Genomic DNA, 16,250 nt, shown 5'->3' with positions numbered 1-16,250 from the left:
GCGTGCCCCCAGGCGCAGGCGTGACCGCCCGGACCCCCCGACGCGGAAACGGCCGGAGCAACCGCCCCGGCCGTTCTCCGCGAAGACTCGATCCCTTCCTACGGCTTGCGCAGGTTCCCCGCCATCTGCCGCCCGTCGCGGCCGCTGATGAGGTCGAATTCGATCGGCTGGTTGTCGGCCAGCCCGGTCAGCCCCGACTGCTCCACCGCCGAGATGTGAACAAAGATGTCCTTTCCACCGTCTTCAGGGGCGATGAAGCCATAGCCCTTCGTCGTGTTGAACCATTTCACGGTGCCCTTGGGCATAGTCGGTCTCTCCATCGCGTCCTCCGGCCGCGCGGCCGGGTCTCCTGGCGGATGATCTAGGCGAGCCGCCGGACCGGGCAACGTGTCGAGATGGCGAAAATGTGGCGATCCCTCAATGGCAACGGCCCCGGGCGCGTGGCGCCCGGGGCCTGCCGAAAGATCAGGCAGCCGCCTCAGAAGCGGTCGCGATCGGTCCCGGTCGTGCCGCCCGTCAGGCCGGTGCGGTCGCCGGTGCGCTCGTCCTCGATCTCGACCTCGGTCTTGCGCACGGTGTCCTGGATGTGCTGGTGCTGCACCTCGGTCTCCTGCCGCAGGCCGATCTCCTCGACCACGCGGGCCTCCTTGGCGACCACGGGCTGCTCCATGTGCTCGCGGGCCTCCAGGACCTGGTCGGTCATGGCCACGTCGCCGGGGTTCACCGCGCGATCCACCGGGCGGCGCTCGACATGGACGCGGGTCGCCCGAAGGTCGACGTCGGCCTCGACCGGAACCTCCCGGACATACGAGCGCACGCGGACGCGCCCGCCCTCGACCTCACGCTTGCCGACGTTCAGCCGCTCCTCGATGACCTTGACGGTGCCGTCCTCGTTGTACTCCTGCCCGGTGTAGCCCGAGGAGCCGAAGGCGGCGTCGCTGGTGCCCGTCGACTGCGACATGGAGCCCGAGGAGGCGTAGCCCGCCTGCTGGCTGCCCAGGTCGGCCTGGCTGCGACGGCCCATGTCGGCGGCCATCTGCGTGCTGCGGTCCTGCATCCCGTCGTCATAGATCGTGCCGCGGGTGTTCATGTCGACGCCGGTCGCCGCTGCGCTCATGCCGGCCGCGCCGCTCGCGTACTGGCCCGAATGGCCGCCCGCCATGCCGCTCGTGCCCGAGATGTCGCCGTCGCCGCGGTAGCCCGAGGCGCCCTCGTAGCCCGTCCAGCCCGACGACCGCCACTCGTTCTCGCGCGCCTCGAGGTCGACCGAGCCCTCGTCGTCGAGGATGTCGACGATGGTGTCGTGCATCGACGAGTCAAAGCCCGAGACCACCACCATGTGCGAGCCGCGGGTCAGGCCCTCGGCATAGGCGTAGCGGTCGTCCTCGGGGAAGAAGAAGTCCGCGAGCGAGTCGAAGAAGCCCTTGTGCTGGTCGCGGTAGGTCGTGTCGTTGTAGTCGTACGAACCCGTGGTGCTCGTCGACTGCGAGGTGCTCGTCGACTGGGAGCCCTGGGTGTGGCGGATCTGGCTGTCCGGGATGCCCGCCGACCGCAGCCGCGCGATGGCGCGCTCGGCCTCGGCGGAGTTGTCGAACATCGCGGTGACGGTTCGGGTGCCGTTGTACATGTCGTCCATCATTGGGGTTGCTCCTGGATGGATGTCTGTCGATGGGTTGAGTTCGTCCAACGGGGGCAGGCGTTCCACTTCGGCCACCTGGCGGCGGATCTCCACGGGCATCTCGACCTCGCGGGACCGCGCCTGACGGCGGACATGGACCTCCTCGACGAGAAACAGCCGCTTCTCGACAACGAGGCGCTCCTCGTAAACTGGCAGGATGGTGACGTCGCCTTCGCGGCGCGGGTCCTCGGCCGCCTCGACGAAGCGGCCCACTGGAACGCGCTCCACCTCGACGGTCACGTCATCAAGGATGTCGCGAAGGGTTTCGGTGCTGACCTCGGTCCGCGTGGAGACGCGTACGCCCCCCTGGTCGATGACGCGCTTGGCGATGACCGCCCGCTCCTCGACACGTTCGATGAACCCGTCCGAAGGGAGCCGCACCGCATCGCGGAGCCGCTCCTCCTCGGTCGAGGAGAGGATGGGATCGTTCTCGGGGTTCGCCATGAGACCTCGCCGCCTGCCCGTTCCCGTGGGACGGGATGCCGGACAAACGGCCGCCGCGCGCGGATCGTTCCGCGCGCGATCCCAATTAAGTGAGGGTCGGCTCAGCCCCGCTGATCGGGGGCCTTCGCCTCCTGCGCGAGCAGGGTGATCGCCTCGCCCAGGCTCATCACCTTCTGCCCGTCCTCGCCGAGCCGGCGCATCGACACGGTCCGCACCTCGACCTCCTTCATGCCCAGCGCCAGGATCACCGGCACCTTGCCGACCGAATGCTCGCGGACCTTGTAGTTGATCTTCTCGTTCCGCGTATCGGCCTCCGCGCGCAGGCCCGCCGCTTGCAGCGCCTCCGTGACCTCGCGGACATAGTCGTCCGCGTCCGACACGATGGAGGCGACCACCACCTGCCGTGGCGCGAGCCAGAAGGGGAACCGGCCCGCGTAGTTCTCGATCAGGATGCCGATGAACCGCTCGAAGCTGCCCAGGATCGCGCGGTGGAGCATGACAGGCCGGTGCTTGGCCCCATCCTCGCCCACGTACTCGGCGTCGAGCCGGACCGGCAGGTTGAAGTCGGCCTGGAAGGTCCCGCACTGCCACTCGCGCCCGATGGCGTCGGTGAGCTTGAAGTCGAGCTTGGGCCCGTAGAAGGCCCCGTCGCCGGGCGCGATCTCGTAGTCGTTGCGGACCTTCTTGATCGCGCTTTCCAACGCGCCCTCAGCCTTGTCCCAGACCTCGTCCGAGCCCACCCGCACCTCGGGCCTCGTCGACAGCTTGATGTCGAACTTCTGGAAGCCCAGGTCGCGGTAGACCGAGGTCAGCAGCTCCAGAAAGCCTGCGCATTCCGCCTCGATCTGGTCCTCGGTGCAGAAGATGTGGGCGTCATCCTGCACGAAGCCGCGCACGCGCATGAGCCCGTGCATCGAGCCCGACGACTCGTAGCGGTGGCACGACCCAAACTCCGCGAGCCGCAGGGGCAGGTCACGATAGGACTTCAGGCCCTGGTTGAAGACTTGGACGTGGCAGGGGCAGTTCATCGGCTTGAGCGCGTTGATGCGCTTCTCCTTGGCCCCTTCCTCGTCCACCTCCACGATGAACATGTTCTCGCGGTAGGCTTCCCAGTGACCCGACTTCTCCCACAGGACGCGGTCGAGCACCTGGGGCGTGCGGATCTCCCGGTAGCCCGCCTTGCGCAGCCGCCGCCGCATGTAGTCTTCGAGGGTGCGATAGAGCGTCCAGCCATTCGGGTGCCAGAACACCATCCCCGGGGCCTCTTCCTGCATGTGGAAGAGCTCCATCTCGCGCCCGAGCTTGCGGTGGTCGCGCTTGGCGGCCTCTTCCAGCATCGTCAGGTGCGCCTTGAGGTCGTCGCGGTTGCGGAACGCGACCCCCGTGATCCGCTGGAGCTGCGGCCGGTTCACGTCACCGAACCAGTAGGCCCCCGACACGCCCATGAGCCGGAAGGCGTCGCCCGGAAGCTGCCCGGTGTTCTGCAGGTGCGGCCCCCGGCACAGGTCCTGCCAGTCGCCGTGCCAGTACATCCGGATGGGCTGCCCCTCGGGGATGCGGTTGATGAGCTCCACCTTGAAGGGCTCGTTCGTCGCCTCGTAGTGGGCGATGGCGCGGGCGCGGTCCCAGACCTCGGTCCGCACCGGGTCCTTCGCGCCGATGATGCGGCGCATCTCGGCCTCGATGGCCCCCAGGTCCTCGGGGGTGAAGGGCTCGCGGCGGTCGAAGTCGTAGAACCAGCCCGTCTCGGTCACGGGGCCGATCGTCACCTTCACATCGGGCCAGAGCGCCTGCACCGCCCGCGCCATGACATGGGCGAGGTCGTGCCGGATCAGCTCCAGCCCCTCGGCGTCCTTGAGCGTCTTGATGGCGAGCGCGCCGTCCCGCTCGATGGGCCAGGCCAGATCCCAGTGCTGGCCGTCGAAGGTGGCGGAGACGGCGGCCTTGGCGAGCGACGGGGCGATGGACTGCGCGACCTGCGCGGCCGTCACGCCCGTTTCGTACTGGCGCGAGTTGCCATCGGGAAAGGTCAGGGAGATGGAGGCCATGGCCTGCTCCTCGTCGGTTTGGCGCCCACGATTGCGCCCGGTTGCGGGTCCGGGGGTTCTGCCCCCCGCTTGCGAAGGCGTCAAGGCCCGCGCACCATGGCAACCGAGCCGAAGCAGGAGACCCGCCATGGAGACCATCGCCACGCCCCAGGGCCGACGCCTCGCCGTCATGCGGCAGGCGGGGCAGGGGCCCCACGTGATCTTCCTGGGAGGCTTCCGCTCCGACATGACCGGGACCAAGGCCGCCTGGCTCGACGACTGGGCCAAGGCCCATGGCCGCGCCTTCATCCGGTTCGACTACTCGGGCCACGGCCAGAGCGAAGGCACCTTCGAGGAGGGCACCATCGGCCGCTGGGCCGAGGACGCCGAGGCGGTGCTCGACCTCGCGCCCGGGCCGGTGGTGCTGGTGGGCTCCTCGATGGGCGGATGGATCTCGCTCCTCCTCGCGCGTCGCGCGCCGGAACGGATCGCGGGCCTCGTGACCATCGCAGCGGCCCCCGACTTCACCGAGGACGGCTACTGGGCCCAGGCCACCGAGGCGCAGCGCCGGGACCTGTCCGAGACAGGCGTTCTTCACGTTCCCTCCGACTACGGCGCGCCTTATCCGATCACGCGGGGGCTCATCGAGGATGGGCGGGATCACCTCGTGCTGCGCGCGCCCCTGCATCTGCCCATGCCCGTTCGGATGCTCCAGGGCACGGCCGACCGCGACGTGCCTCCCGCAACCGCGACGCGCCTTCTCGATCACGTGACCGGGCCGGACATCCGGCTGACGCTCGTCAAGGACGCCGACCACCGCTTCTCCTCGCCCCGCTGCCTCAAGCTCATCTCGCAGGCGGTCGAGGAGGTCTCGTGACCCTGCCGCCGCTTACGGAGATCGATGGCTGGCTTGCCGAGCGGGAGGCCGGGGCGCATGCGCTCCGCCCCCGGTGCGAGAAGCGGGTCGGCTGGGCGGAGGGGCCGAAGCGCACCCCTTGGTCGGTCGTCTACATCCACGGCTTCTCCGCAAGCCGCCGGGAGCTTTCGCCCTATCCCGAACGAGTGGCCGAGGAACTGGGCGCCAACTTCTACGGAATGCGCCTGACTGGCCACGGACAGGATGGCGCGGCCATGGCGCAGGCCAGCCTGACGGCCTGGCGCGCCGACCTGTCCGAGGCGCTGGCCATCGGGCGGGCCCTCGGGGACCGAGTCCTTGCCATATCCTGCTCCACCGGAGGCACGTTGCTCACGCTGGCGCTTGCGGGGGGCGAGGAGGTCGCGGCCGCGGTGATGGTTTCGCCCAACTACGGCGTGAAGGCGCGCCGCCTCCAGGCCATGCTGGATGCGCCGCTGGCCAGCCGCTGGGCGCCTCTGGTCATGCGGGGCGAGGTCGGTGGCCCGATGGAGGCTGATGCCTCGGGCATCTGGACGCCCCGCTACCCCGTCCGCGCCTATGCGCCCATGGCCGAGGCCGTGCGGGCGGTCCGCCGCGCCGACCTCGACGCGATCCGCGCGCCCGCGCTTTTCGCCTATTCCGAGGCGGACCAGATCGTGGATGCGGGCCTGACGACGGCCGTCATGCGCCGATGGAGCGGACCCGTGCGGCGCGTCATCCTGCATCCCGGGCCCGGCGACGACCCCAAGGCCCATGTCATGGCCGGTGACGTCAAGAGTCCGGGCCAGACCGCCCGCCTCGTGCGGCAGACGGTGGACTGGGCGCGCGCGCTCTAGTCGACCTGGGCGGCGACGGTGGGCAGGACCGCGACGGGACGCAGGCGCCGGTCGGTCCGACCGCCATTCTCGTCCATGAAGGTCAGCACCAGGGGGCGGATGTTGTCGCGCCAGCTCTTGCCGGCGAAGATGCCGTAATGCCCCGCACCGGGCTCCAGATGCGCGGCCTTCTTGGCCTTGGGCAACCCCGTGAGCAGGTCGAGCGCCGCGAGGCACTGGCCGGGGGCCGAGATGTCGTCCTTCTCGCCCTCGACGACCATGACGGCCACCGTGCTGATCCGCCCGATGTCCACGAGGCGCCCGTTCACCTCGAAGGCGTTCCGCGCGATCTCGCGACCCTTGAAGACGCGCTCGACGGTCGACAGGTAGAACTCGGCGGTCATGTCCATGACGGCGAGATATTCGTCGTAGAAGGCGTTGTGCTTGTCGTGGTCCGACGACTGACCCTTGGCGCTGCGGAAGATCTGGTCCACGAAGCTCTGGGTGTGGGTCTGCGCGTTCATCGACATGAAGGACGCGAGCTGCAGGAGGCCCGGATAGACCATTCGGCCGACGCCCCGGTACTTGAAGCCCACCTGCTGGATCACGAGCTGCTCGAGCTGGCCCATGGTGATGCGCCGGCCGAAGTCGGTGACGTCCGTGGCGTTCGCGTCGGGATCGATCGGCCCGCCCACGAGGATGAGCGAGCGCGGCTGCGCCTCGGGCTGCTCCTCGGCCAAGAGGGCGGTCGCGGCGAGCACCAGGGGTGCCGGCTGGCAGATCGCCATCACGTGGAGGTCGGGCCCCAGGTGCCGCATGAACTCGGCCACGTAGACCGTGTAGTCCTCGACGTCGAACCGGCCCTCGGACACGGGGATGTCGCGGGCGTTGTGCCAGTCGGTGATGAAGACCTCGCAATCCGGCAGGAGCGAGATCACCGTCTTGCGGAGCAGCGTGGCGTAATGCCCCGACATGGGCGCCACCAGCAGCACGCGGCGGCTCCGGGGCACTCGGCCCGGCACGCGGAAGTGGATGAGGTTGCCGAAGGGCTTGGCCACCAGCGTCTCGATCCGCACCGTGTGGTCGCGCCCGTCATCCCCCGTGACGGCCGAGATGCCCCAGTCGGGCTTGACCACCATGCGGGCGAAGGTTCTCTCGGTCACGTCGCCCCAGGCCTTGATCCATTCCACCCAGGGATTACCGGTGGCCGCCATGCCCGGATAGGCCCCGATCGCGCGCGCCGTCGCCCCCAGCCATTGGTTGGTGTTGCGCACGCTTTCCATCAGGTCGTAGGTCAACATATACTTCACGTCAGGGTCTCCGTGTCGTGCGGACAGGGTCGCGCCAGAGACCTTGCCAACGCCTTGATGCTGCAACTGCGAAACATACAGCGGGGTTCCGCGCATGACAACCGAGCGGGCAGATGGCAACGACAAGGTGGAGCAAAAGGGACGCAACCTTGAGCTTTTCGAGGCGAACCTCAAGAAGATCGACGCGCTGACCAAGCGGCTCGTGGCTGTGATGGCCAAGCGCAAGCCGGTGCCGCCGGCGCTCCAGGGCCCGTCGCAGGAACTCTATCTCAAGGCCGCCACCGCCTGGATGACCGAGGCGATGCAACATCCGGCGAAGCTCATCGAACTCCAGGCCGGCTATTGGGGCAAGACGCTCGCACACTTCGCCGAGGCTCAGGCGGCGCTGGCCAAGGGACCGTTCAAGGCCCCGGAGGACCCTGGCCCGAGCGACCGGCGCTTCGCCAACCCGCTCTGGGACCGGCATCCCTGGTTCAACTTCGTCAAGCAGCAGTACCTCATCAACGCCGAGGCCATCCAGAAGGCGGTGGAGCAGACGGAGCATCTTGCCCCGCGCGAGAAGAAGCGGCTCCAGTACTTCACCCGGCAGATCGTGGACATGCTGGCGCCCACGAACTTCCTGGCGACCAATCCCGACGCGCTGGAGCGGGCAATCGAGACCGACGGGCTGAGCCTTGTTCAAGGGCTCGAGAACCTCGTCGCCGACCTGGAGCGCAACGACGGCGAACTGATCGTGCGCCTCGCCGACGAGAGCGCCTTCCGGGTGGGCGAGAACCTGGCCACCACGCCGGGCGAGGTGGTCTTCCGCAACCGCATGTTCGAGCTGATCCAGTACCGGCCCACGACCGCCGAGGTGCGCGAGATCCCCCTGGTGATTTTCCCGCCCTGGATCAACAAGTTCTACATCCTCGACCTCAAGGCGCAGAACAGTCTCATCAAGTGGGTCGTGGACCAGGGCTTCACGCTCTTCGTCGTGTCCTGGGTGAACCCGGACGCGTCCTACAAGGACGTGTCGATGGACGACTATGTCGAGGAGGGCTACCTGGCCGCGCTGCGCGAGGTGAAGGCCATCTGCGGGACCGACCGGGTCAACACCGTCGGTTACTGCATCGCAGGGACGACGCTGGCCCTGACGCTCGCGCTCTTGGAGAAGCGGGGCGACACGAGCGTGAACTCCGCCACGTTCTTCACCACGCTGACCGATTTCTCGGACCAGGGGGAGGTCGGAGTCTTCCTCGATGACGACTTCGTGGACGGCATCGAGCGCGAGGCCACGCAGAAGGGCGTCCTTGAGTCCTTCTACATGGCGCGGACCTTCAGCTACCTGCGCTCCAACGACCTGATCTATCAGCCAGCCATCCGGTCCTACATGATGGGCCAGACGCCACCGGCCTTCGACCTGCTCTACTGGAACGGAGACGGGACCAACCTGCCGGCGAAGATGGCGGTCGAGTACCTCCGCGGGCTCTGCCAGAAGGATCGCTTCGCCACGACCGGCTTCCCGATCTGCGGAGAGACTGTCCATATCTCCGGCGTGACCGTGCCGCTCTGCGCCGTCGCCTGCGAGACCGACCACATCGCCGCCTGGAAATCCTCCTACAACGGCATCCGCAGCATGGGATCGGAGGACAAGACCTTTTTCCTCTCCGAGTCGGGCCACATCGCCGGGATCGTCAATCCGCCCACCAAGAAGAAGTACGGCCACTGGACCGGGCAAGACCTGTCCCTGTCGCCCGAGGACTGGTTCAGCGTCGCCGAGAAGAACGAGGGAAGCTGGTGGCCGCGCTGGGGCGAGTGGCTCGTCCAGAGATCGGGCAAGCTGATTCCGGCGCGCGAGCCCGGGGACGCGATGCATCCGCCGCTGGCCCCTGCTCCGGGGTCCTATGTGGCGGCTGCTCCCAAGGCGGCGTGACCCTGCGGCAATCCGGCGCGCCGAAAAGTGCCGCTCGCCTCGCTGCGACGCAGAATCTTCCCTTGCGTCGCTGCAGTGCAGCATCCATATTTGGCTCATCAGCACGGGGGCGGCGCCGTCGCCTCCTTTCTTGAAAAGGACCTCGATATGGCCTCGACCGACTACACCCAGATGATGAAGGACATGATGAGCAACTTCCCCATGGATACCTCCTCGTTCGAGAGCCTGGCGAAGTCGCAGGCCGCCCTGGCCGAGAAGATGTCCGCCGTCGCCATCGAAGCCGCGCAGAAGTCGACCGACCTCTCGGCGAAGTGGATGCAGGACACGCTGTCCAAGCTCTCGAACATGACCACGGCCAAGGCCGAGCCCGCAGACTACGCCAAGGCGATGACCGACTTCGTCTCGTCCTCGGCCGAGTCCACCGCCGAGCACATGGCGGCCTTCGCCGATATCGCCAAGCGCGTGCAGACCGAAACGCTGGAACTGATGCTGGCCGCTGGCAAGGACATGTCCGAGGACATGACCGCCGCTGCTCGCAAGGCGACCAACGACTTCGCCGCCGCGGCCAAGAACGGCGCCCAGGTGACCTCGACCTCGACCAACGTCTGATCCCTTAGGGGACCTGACGGCCGATCCGTCCAAGTCTCCCTGCCGGATCGTGGACTGGGGCGGGCCCATGCGGGTCCGCCCTTTCTTTTTCCCCGGACGGGGCTTAGGCTTTGTGCATCTGCAGCACCGGAGCCGTTCATGCCCGAGACCGACAAGCCGCTCCTCATCAAACGCTACGCGAGCCGCCGCCTCTACAACACGGAGACGAGCGACTACGTGACGCTCGAGGATATCGCGGCCTTCATCCGGCAGGGCCGGGACGTGCAGATCGTGGACCTCAAGTCCGGCGACGACCTGACGCGCCAATATCTTCTCCAGATCATCGCCGAGCACGAGAGCCGGGGCGAGAACGTGCTACCCACGGACGTGCTCACCTCGCTCGTGCGGACCTACACGACGCAGGCGGCGAGCGTCATGCCGCAGTTTCTTGCGGCAAGCTTCGAGATGATGCGCGAAAGCCAGTCGAAGATGCTGGAGCAGATGACCAAAGGCAACCCGATGACGAAGCTGCCCGGCTTCGAGGCGATCCGCGCACAGCAGGAGGCCTTCTTCAAGGCGATGACCGGCGGGCTGATGCCCGGAGCGTCCTCGGGACCCGCGAAGGACGAGGACGACGAACAGAAACGGTGACTAAGGAGACGCGATCCTGCGCCCGGTGGGCGTGCTCGTTCTCCCGTTCGCGGACTTGATGAGCGCCTCGGCCATCGCGCCGAATGCGCCCGAACCAGAAACGTTGAAGGCCATGTTACTGACGGACGTCGGCCATTGCGACGGGATCCGCTGAGGCAGCCGGGGCGACACCGACTAGGCCTGCGGAGCAACTACTTTGGCTTCTCCCTCGACCATCTGGGCTGGCGCTGGGACCAGAACCGCAAGTGTTCGGCGGAATAGTCGTGGTACGCGTGCGAGACCACGTCGGCGCGCGTACCAAGGCCGACCGGAGGCCGGTCGGGATACAGGTCCTGATCTGCCGAGCTTATAGCCCTTCATCGGACCCGAGACAGAACAGGGTGGAAACCTGCTGAGAGGGCATTGAGCCCTCCCGTTGTTCCGCTCAGGCGACCTCGGCGAAGACCCTGTCGAGGGCGCGGCCGAGCTTGGTGAACATCTCGTCCATCTGGTCCTCGGTCATGATGAAGGGCGGCGCGAGGACAATGGCCTGACCCAGGGGGCGACAGATCAGGCCCTGGTCGGTCGAGGCGTTGGCGATGCGCTCGGACACCGAGAGCCTGCCGTCGAAGGGCCGCTTGGTGGCCTTGTCGGCCACGGCCTCCAGCGCGCCCATCAGGCCCACGCCGCGCCATTCGCCGATGTTGGGGTGCTCGGCCAGCTTGGCCATGCCCGCCTGGAACAGGGTGGTGAGGCGCTTCACGTTGTCGGCCAGCCCTTCGTTCATCACGACGTCAATGGCCTTGAGCGCAATCGCGCAGCCCACCGGGTGGCCCGAGGCCGTGAAGCCGTGGGGAAACTCCTCAATGGCGTCGCTCGCACGCTGGAGCCGGTCGGTCAGCTCGGACCCGAGGATCACGGCGCCCATGGGGAAGAAGCCGGCCGTCAGGTTCTTCGACGAGATGATGGCGTCGGGCATGAAGTCGAAGGTCTCGCAGCCCCAGGTGTTGCCGGTGCGACCGAAACCGCAGATTACCTCGTCCGAGATGAGCGGGATGCCGTGCTTCTTGAGGATGGGCTGGATCGCCTGGAAGTAGCCCCTGGACGGGACGATCACGCCGCCCGCACCCATGACCGGCTCGGCCACCATGCCTGCGATGGTGTCGGCGCCCTCGCGCGCGATGACCTCTTCCAGTTCGGCGGCCATGCGGCTCGTGAACTGCTCCTCGGTCTCGCTCTCCTGGCCGTTGCGCCAGTAATGGGGGCAGGTGAGATGGATGAAGCCGGGCAGCGGCAGGCCGAAGACCGAGTTGTAGGGCTTGCCGGTCATGGAGGCCGAGACGGCGGTCACGCCGTGGTAGGCATTGACGCGGGTCAGGATCTTGCGCCGCTGCGGCTGGCCCTCTGCCGCCCAGAGGAACCAGAGCATCTTGACCAGGGTGTCGTTCGCCTCGGACCCGGAGTTGGTGTAGAACACCTTGCCGCTTTCGAAGGGCGAGACCTCCACCAGCTTCTCGGACAGCATCACCGTCTGGTCGGACAGGCGTCCGAAGAAGGCGTGATAGCCGGGGAATCGGGCGTACTGCTCCTGCGCGGCGGCGATCAGGCCGGCGTGGTCGAAGCCCGCCACCATGTTCCAGAGGCCCGAGTTGGCGTCGAGGTATTCACGTCCGTGGACATCGTAGATGTAGGGACCCTTGCCATGGGTCAGGACCACAGCCCCTCGCTCCCTGACGCTCGGCAGGTCGGTAAAGCCATAGAAGGTGGCAGCGTCGGCGCGCATCTCCCAGGAGTTCGGGCTCTGGTCGTTCATGGCGGCTCTCCCTTGTGGTCGTCCCTGCTTAACCCAGGCGTCACGCTGCGAACAATGCGAGGCGGAACGGCCCTTGTCGGAATCCGCGCACGATTCCCGCGCGGATCTGCTGAAGTGTCGGATCGACTTGCGATCGCGTGGGCGTGAGTGGTTCAGACGCCCAGTCTGTCGCGCAGGGCGTACCAGGTCATGGCCAGTGTCAGCAGCGGCCCCCGTGCCATCGCGCCTCCGGGGAAGCGCGGGGTGGGCAGCGTGGCCAGCGCGTCGAAGCGGCCGGCCTGACCGAGGATCGCCTCGGCCATCGCGCGGCCGGCGATGCCCGAGAGGGCGACCCCGTGCCCCGAGAAGCCACCACCCGACAGGATATTGGGCGCGACCCGCAGGAGCAACGGCAGGCGGGTCATGGTGATGCCGAGCGTGCCGCCCCAGACATGCTCGATCCGCGCGCCGGAGAGCTGGGGGAAGAGATCGGCGAGGCGCTTGCGGAGTGGGCCGCCGATGTCCTTGGGGAAGCCCAGCCCGTAGCTTTCGCGCCCGCCGAAGAGGAAGCGGCGGTCTTCGCTGAACCGGAAGTAGTTCACCACGAACTTGGAGTCGGCCACCGCGATGTCCTGGGCCAGCACGTCCTGCCAGTGGTCGGGCAGGGGCTCGGTCGCGCCGATGAAGCTGTTGATCGGCATGACGCGGGCGGCGACCTGTGGCTCCAGGTCCGGCATGTAGCCGTTGCCGGCGAGGATGACGTGGTCTGCCTTCAGCTCGCCGTCCTTGGTGCGCAGCGTCGCGGGCTGGCCCTTGTCAATGCCGAGGACGATGGAGCCTTCGTGGATCACGGCGCCCGCGCGCTCGGCGGCCCGTGCCAAGGCCAAGGCATAGCGCAGCGGGTGGACGTGGCCCGCACCACGGTCGAGCACGCCGCCCACATAGCGCGGCGACTTGACGAGCGCGCGGAAGGCGTCGCGGTCCAGGACCTCGACCTGGTTGTAGCCGTAGTGGGTAGCGAGGTGCTCGGCGTTCTTGCGCGACTCGCGCGCCTCGGCGGCGGAGTATTCGCCGTGAGCGACGCCGGGGAGGTAGCGCGCATCCGGCGCCTCGGCGGCGATGAAGTCGCGAAGCTGGCGCTTGCCGTCCTCGCAGATGTCCCAGACGGCGCGGGCGGCGTCGCGGCCGATGCGCGCTTCGAGTTGCTTCTGGTGCCAGTTGGTACCGGAGCCCACTTGGCCGCCGTTGCGGCCCGAGGCGCCCCAGCCCACGCGATGGGCCTCCAGCACGACTGGCTTGAGGCCCCTCTCGGCGAGGGTCTTGGCGGCCCAGAGGCCGGTGTAGCCCGCGCCCACGATGGCCACGTCGGCGCGGTGCGACCCCTTCAGGGAACCACGCGCCTCGGAGACCTGCGCGGAGGCCGCGTACCACGAGGCCGGATAGGCTCCGGGGACTGGGTCGTTCCGGGTGAGCGGATCGCGCGGCATCAGACGTTCAGCAGGAGATGCTCCCGCTCCCAGGGGCTGATGACCTGGAGGAACTCGTCGTTCTCGGTCCGCTTCACGATGGAGTAGACGCGGGAGAAGTCCTCGCCCAGCACGGCATGCAGGTCCTTGGCCTCTTCGAAGAGGTCGAGCGCATCCGACAGCGAGTAGGGGATCTCGGCGTCGGACTGGTAGGCGTCGCCCTCGAAGATCGGGCCGGCGGGGGTCTGCTGGATCATGCCGAGGTAGCCGCAGGCCAGTGAGGCCGCGATGCAGAGATAGGGGTTGCAGTCCATCCCCGGAAGGCGGTTCTCGATCCGCCGCGCCTCGGGCGAGGAGACGGGGACGCGCAGCCCGGTGGTGCGGTTGTCGCGGCCCCATTCGAGGTTGATGGGCGCGGCGTGGTTGCGGACGTAGCGGCGGTAGCTGTTCACGTAAGGCGCCATCACCGCGATGGCGGCCGGCATGTGCCGCTGGAGGCCCCCTACGAAGTTCAGGAATTCGGGCGTTTCCTCTCCGTCCCGGCCGCAGAAGATGTTGCGGCCCGAGGCGTCGAGAATCGAGTGGTGGACGTGCATCGCGCTGCCCGGCTCGCCTTCGATGGGCTTGGCCATGAAGGTGGCGAAGCAGTCGTGCTTGAGCGCGGCCTCGCGGATCAGGCGTTTGAAGTAGAAGACGTCGTCGGCGAGGCGGATCGGGTCGCCGTGGCGGAGGTTGATCTCCAGTTGCCCGGCGCCGCCCTCCTGCGTGATGCCGTCGATCTCGATGCCCTGGATCTCGGCGTATTCGTAGATGTCGTCGATGACGGGGCCGTATTCGTCCACGGCGGTCATGGAATAGGCCTGGCGGGCGGCGGCGGGGCGGCCCGTCCGGCCCATCATGGGCGTGATCTCCTTGGCCGGGTCCACGTTCTTGCCGACGAGGTAGAACTCCATCTCGGGGGCGACGATGGGAGTCCAGCCGCGCGCCTGGTAGAGGGCGACCACCCGTCGGAGAACGTTGCGGGGAGCCATGCCGACGGGGTTGCCCTGCATGTCATAGGCGTCGTGGATGACTTGGAGCGTCCCGTCCGCCGCCCAGGGCGCGGCGGTGGCGGTGTCCATATCGGGGCGCAGGATCATGTCGGGCTCGGTGAAGCCGTCAGTCGCGGCCTCGGCCCAGTCGCCGGTGATGGTCTGGAAGAAGATGGAGTTCGGCAGGTGGAAGTACTGCTGCCGTTCCCATTTGGCGGCCGGCACGGCCTTGCCGCGGGCGATGCCGGGGAAATCGGCGATGACGCATTCGACCTCGTCCAGGCGGTTCCGGTCGAGATAGCTGCGCGCGGCGGGGGGGATGCGGTCCATCCAGCTCATGCGGCGGCCCTTTCGGTGAAGAAGCGGGCGATGCGGGAGGCCAGGGCGGCGGCGTCCACCGGGCGGTCGAGGCTGGCCTGGGCCGCGTCGAGCAGCGCGTCGGGGACGAGGCCGCGCCCGCGCTGGTCGATCAGGTCCTTGAGGAAGGCGCCCGTGAACTCGGGGTGGGCCTGCACGGTGAAGATACGGTCGCCATAGGCGAGCGCCGCGTTGGCGCAGAAGGGGGAAGACGCCACGACCTGAGCGCCTTCGGGGCGTTCGACCACCTGATCCTGGTGCCAGGCGTTCAGCGCGACCGGCTGGCCCTCGAAGTCGTATTCGGTGCGGCCCACGGACCAGCCGCCCGGATGTTTCTCGACCCGGCCGCCCAGGGCCTGCGCGATGATCTGGTGGCCGAAGCAGATGCCGACGAGCGGAACGCCGGCGGCATGGATGTCACGGATGAGGGCTTCGAGCGGGGGAATCCAGGGGAGGTCCTCGTAGGCGCCGTGGCGCGAGCCGGTGATGAGCCAGCCTTCGGCCGCTTGGGGGCCTTCGGGGAAGTCGCCGTCCACCACCGACCAGGTGCGGAAGTCGAGGCCGCGGTCGGCGAGGAGGCGCTGGAAGAGGTCGGGATAGTCGCCATGAGTGGGCCGGAGCGCGTCGGGCGCGTGGCCGGTCTGCAATATGCCGATGAGCATGGGGGTCTCGTGTTGAGGTGCCCTAGGCCTACTTCCGCCCCCCGGGGGGTCGTCAACCCCCCAAGGGGCGGGATGGGTGGGGGTCGGGACGTCACGTCAGCGTGGACGTCGTTCCCGATGGCTGACCGCGGGACGCCACTCCGGCGGGCAGGGGGCGCGTCCTCGACGCGCGGCGGCGGGCATGGCACCCGTGGACCCCGCCCGGGGACCTCAAAGAGCGGATCACCCGGCGGGGCGGTTTCCATCGATCCTGAGGATCGGGCGCCGGGGGCGCGGGGCGGAGCCTGTGGTTCGGTGCCCGTCGCGAGGACCAGGGTGGCGGACAAGGATTAACGCTTCCTTACACCACCGAACGGTCCTCTCCCGGTTCGCGCAACATCGCGACAGCGGAGTGGTGAGGACGCGAATCGATGCGTCGAAAGCGCCCTCTTAAATCCGGAATGGGCCTTTCCGGTTTCCCGGATCGGTGCAATTTCCAATTGAGGCGCGAGTGGCTCTGCAACGCGCCGTTGAGGTGCCGGATTATCTCAATAAAAATGTTTTCTGTTGTCTTCAAATTGTCTGGAAATTGTCTACGCTCAGGACTCATAGCCAGAACATGACGGTTGCGGCCAAGGCGATGGCCGAGAGAAAGACCTTGGGG

General features: G+C 67.8%; 13 protein-coding genes. 5 read left to right on the top strand and 8 right to left on the bottom strand.

Annotated elements, in window-relative coordinates; genetic code table 11:
- Nucleotides 1-98 precede the first annotated feature (98 nt).
- The 3 genes from FHG71_RS10555 to thrS all read right to left on the bottom strand — a co-directional run bounded on the left by FHG71_RS10555 (nucleotide 99) and on the right by thrS (nucleotide 4,170).
- Nucleotides 99-305, bottom strand: a complete 207-nt coding sequence (locus tag FHG71_RS10555) for a cold-shock protein (protein WP_139081646.1) — start codon at nucleotides 303-305, stop codon at nucleotides 99-101.
- A gap of 173 nt (nucleotides 306-478) precedes the next feature.
- Nucleotides 479-2,122 carry a YsnF/AvaK domain-containing protein gene (locus FHG71_RS23535; RefSeq protein ID WP_176559372.1) on the bottom strand — a complete coding sequence of 548 codons (1,644 nt, stop codon included), beginning with the start codon at nucleotides 2,120-2,122 and terminating at the stop codon, nucleotides 479-481.
- Nucleotides 2,123-2,223: 101 nt separating this feature from the next.
- A complete protein-coding gene (gene thrS, locus FHG71_RS10545) occupies nucleotides 2,224-4,170 on the bottom strand; it encodes a threonine--tRNA ligase (protein ID WP_139081645.1) in 1,947 nt (648 codons plus the stop codon).
- A gap of 127 nt (nucleotides 4,171-4,297) precedes the next feature.
- On the opposite strand from thrS, the gene FHG71_RS10540 reads away from it, so the two are divergent.
- Complete coding sequence (locus FHG71_RS10540) at nucleotides 4,298-5,026, top strand: alpha/beta fold hydrolase (RefSeq protein WP_139081644.1); 729 nt, start codon at nucleotides 4,298-4,300, stop codon at nucleotides 5,024-5,026.
- Nucleotides 5,023-5,880, top strand: coding sequence for an alpha/beta hydrolase (locus FHG71_RS10535; RefSeq protein ID WP_176559371.1), 858 nt, complete (start codon nucleotides 5,023-5,025; stop codon nucleotides 5,878-5,880). The genes FHG71_RS10540 and FHG71_RS10535 overlap by 4 nt, the downstream gene beginning before the upstream one ends.
- Here the strand turns inward: FHG71_RS10535 and phaZ are convergent.
- On the bottom strand, nucleotides 5,877-7,169 hold the full coding sequence (gene phaZ / locus FHG71_RS10530) for a polyhydroxyalkanoate depolymerase (RefSeq protein ID WP_139081643.1): 1,293 nt from the start codon (nucleotides 7,167-7,169) through the stop codon (nucleotides 5,877-5,879). The genes FHG71_RS10535 and phaZ overlap by 4 nt on opposite strands.
- A 94-nt stretch (nucleotides 7,170-7,263) precedes the next feature.
- Between phaZ and phaC the strand changes: the two genes are divergently transcribed.
- The 3 genes from phaC to phaR all read left to right on the top strand — a co-directional run bounded on the left by phaC (nucleotide 7,264) and on the right by phaR (nucleotide 10,320).
- A complete protein-coding gene (gene phaC / locus FHG71_RS10525; protein ID WP_139081642.1) occupies nucleotides 7,264-9,081 on the top strand; it encodes a class I poly(R)-hydroxyalkanoic acid synthase in 1,818 nt (605 codons plus the stop codon).
- 147 nt (nucleotides 9,082-9,228) lie between these two features.
- Nucleotides 9,229-9,690, top strand: a complete 462-nt coding sequence (locus FHG71_RS10520) for a Phasin (RefSeq protein WP_139081641.1) — start codon at nucleotides 9,229-9,231, stop codon at nucleotides 9,688-9,690.
- Between the two features lie 138 nt (nucleotides 9,691-9,828).
- Nucleotides 9,829-10,320: a polyhydroxyalkanoate synthesis repressor PhaR gene (gene phaR / locus FHG71_RS10515; protein WP_139081640.1), complete on the top strand. Its 492-nt coding sequence runs from the start codon at nucleotides 9,829-9,831 to the stop codon at nucleotides 10,318-10,320.
- A gap of 424 nt (nucleotides 10,321-10,744) precedes the next feature.
- Here phaR and FHG71_RS10510 read toward each other — a convergent pair whose 3' ends face one another.
- The 4 genes from FHG71_RS10510 to FHG71_RS10495 all read right to left on the bottom strand — a co-directional run bounded on the left by FHG71_RS10510 (nucleotide 10,745) and on the right by FHG71_RS10495 (nucleotide 15,607).
- Nucleotides 10,745-12,112, bottom strand: coding sequence for an aminotransferase (locus FHG71_RS10510; protein WP_139081639.1), 1,368 nt, complete (start codon nucleotides 12,110-12,112; stop codon nucleotides 10,745-10,747).
- Between the two features lie 152 nt (nucleotides 12,113-12,264).
- Complete coding sequence (locus FHG71_RS10505) at nucleotides 12,265-13,578, bottom strand: NAD(P)/FAD-dependent oxidoreductase (protein ID WP_139081638.1); 1,314 nt, start codon at nucleotides 13,576-13,578, stop codon at nucleotides 12,265-12,267.
- Nucleotides 13,578-14,927, bottom strand: coding sequence for a glutamine synthetase family protein (locus FHG71_RS10500; protein ID WP_139081637.1), 1,350 nt, complete (start codon nucleotides 14,925-14,927; stop codon nucleotides 13,578-13,580). Before FHG71_RS10500 ends, FHG71_RS10505 begins: the two co-directional genes overlap by 1 nt.
- Nucleotides 14,924-15,607 carry a type 1 glutamine amidotransferase gene (locus tag FHG71_RS10495; protein ID WP_139081636.1) on the bottom strand — a complete coding sequence of 228 codons (684 nt, stop codon included), beginning with the start codon at nucleotides 15,605-15,607 and terminating at the stop codon, nucleotides 14,924-14,926. The genes FHG71_RS10500 and FHG71_RS10495 overlap by 4 nt, the downstream gene beginning before the upstream one ends.
- Nucleotides 15,608-16,250: the final 643 nt, after the last annotated feature.

This window comes from Rubellimicrobium roseum (assembly GCF_006152145.1).
GTDB classification, from domain to species: Bacteria; Pseudomonadota; Alphaproteobacteria; order Rhodobacterales; family Rhodobacteraceae; genus Rubellimicrobium; species Rubellimicrobium roseum.
This window is presented reverse-complemented; position numbering and strand designations above follow the sequence as displayed.

What these genes read in the sequence shown, in the direction of transcription:
- FHG71_RS10555 (WP_139081646.1), bottom strand. Translation starts at nt 305, where the DNA reads ATGCCCAAGGGCACCGTGAAATGGTTCAACACGACGAAGGGCTATGGC.
- FHG71_RS23535 (WP_176559372.1), bottom strand. Translation starts at nt 2,122, where the DNA reads ATGGCGAACCCCGAGAACGATCCCATCCTCTCCTCGACCGAGGAGGAG.
- thrS (WP_139081645.1), bottom strand. Translation starts at nt 4,170, where the DNA reads ATGGCCTCCATCTCCCTGACCTTTCCCGATGGCAACTCGCGCCAGTAC.
- FHG71_RS10540 (WP_139081644.1), top strand. Translation starts at nt 4,298, where the DNA reads ATGGAGACCATCGCCACGCCCCAGGGCCGACGCCTCGCCGTCATGCGG.
- phaC (WP_139081642.1), top strand. Translation starts at nt 7,264, where the DNA reads ATGACAACCGAGCGGGCAGATGGCAACGACAAGGTGGAGCAAAAGGGA.
- FHG71_RS10520 (WP_139081641.1), top strand. Translation starts at nt 9,229, where the DNA reads ATGGCCTCGACCGACTACACCCAGATGATGAAGGACATGATGAGCAAC.
- phaR (WP_139081640.1), top strand. Translation starts at nt 9,829, where the DNA reads ATGCCCGAGACCGACAAGCCGCTCCTCATCAAACGCTACGCGAGCCGC.
- FHG71_RS10510 (WP_139081639.1), bottom strand. Translation starts at nt 12,112, where the DNA reads ATGAACGACCAGAGCCCGAACTCCTGGGAGATGCGCGCCGACGCTGCC.
- FHG71_RS10505 (WP_139081638.1), bottom strand. Translation starts at nt 13,578, where the DNA reads ATGCCGCGCGATCCGCTCACCCGGAACGACCCAGTCCCCGGAGCCTAT.
- FHG71_RS10500 (WP_139081637.1), bottom strand. Translation starts at nt 14,927, where the DNA reads ATGAGCTGGATGGACCGCATCCCCCCCGCCGCGCGCAGCTATCTCGAC.
- FHG71_RS10495 (WP_139081636.1), bottom strand. Translation starts at nt 15,607, where the DNA reads ATGCTCATCGGCATATTGCAGACCGGCCACGCGCCCGACGCGCTCCGG.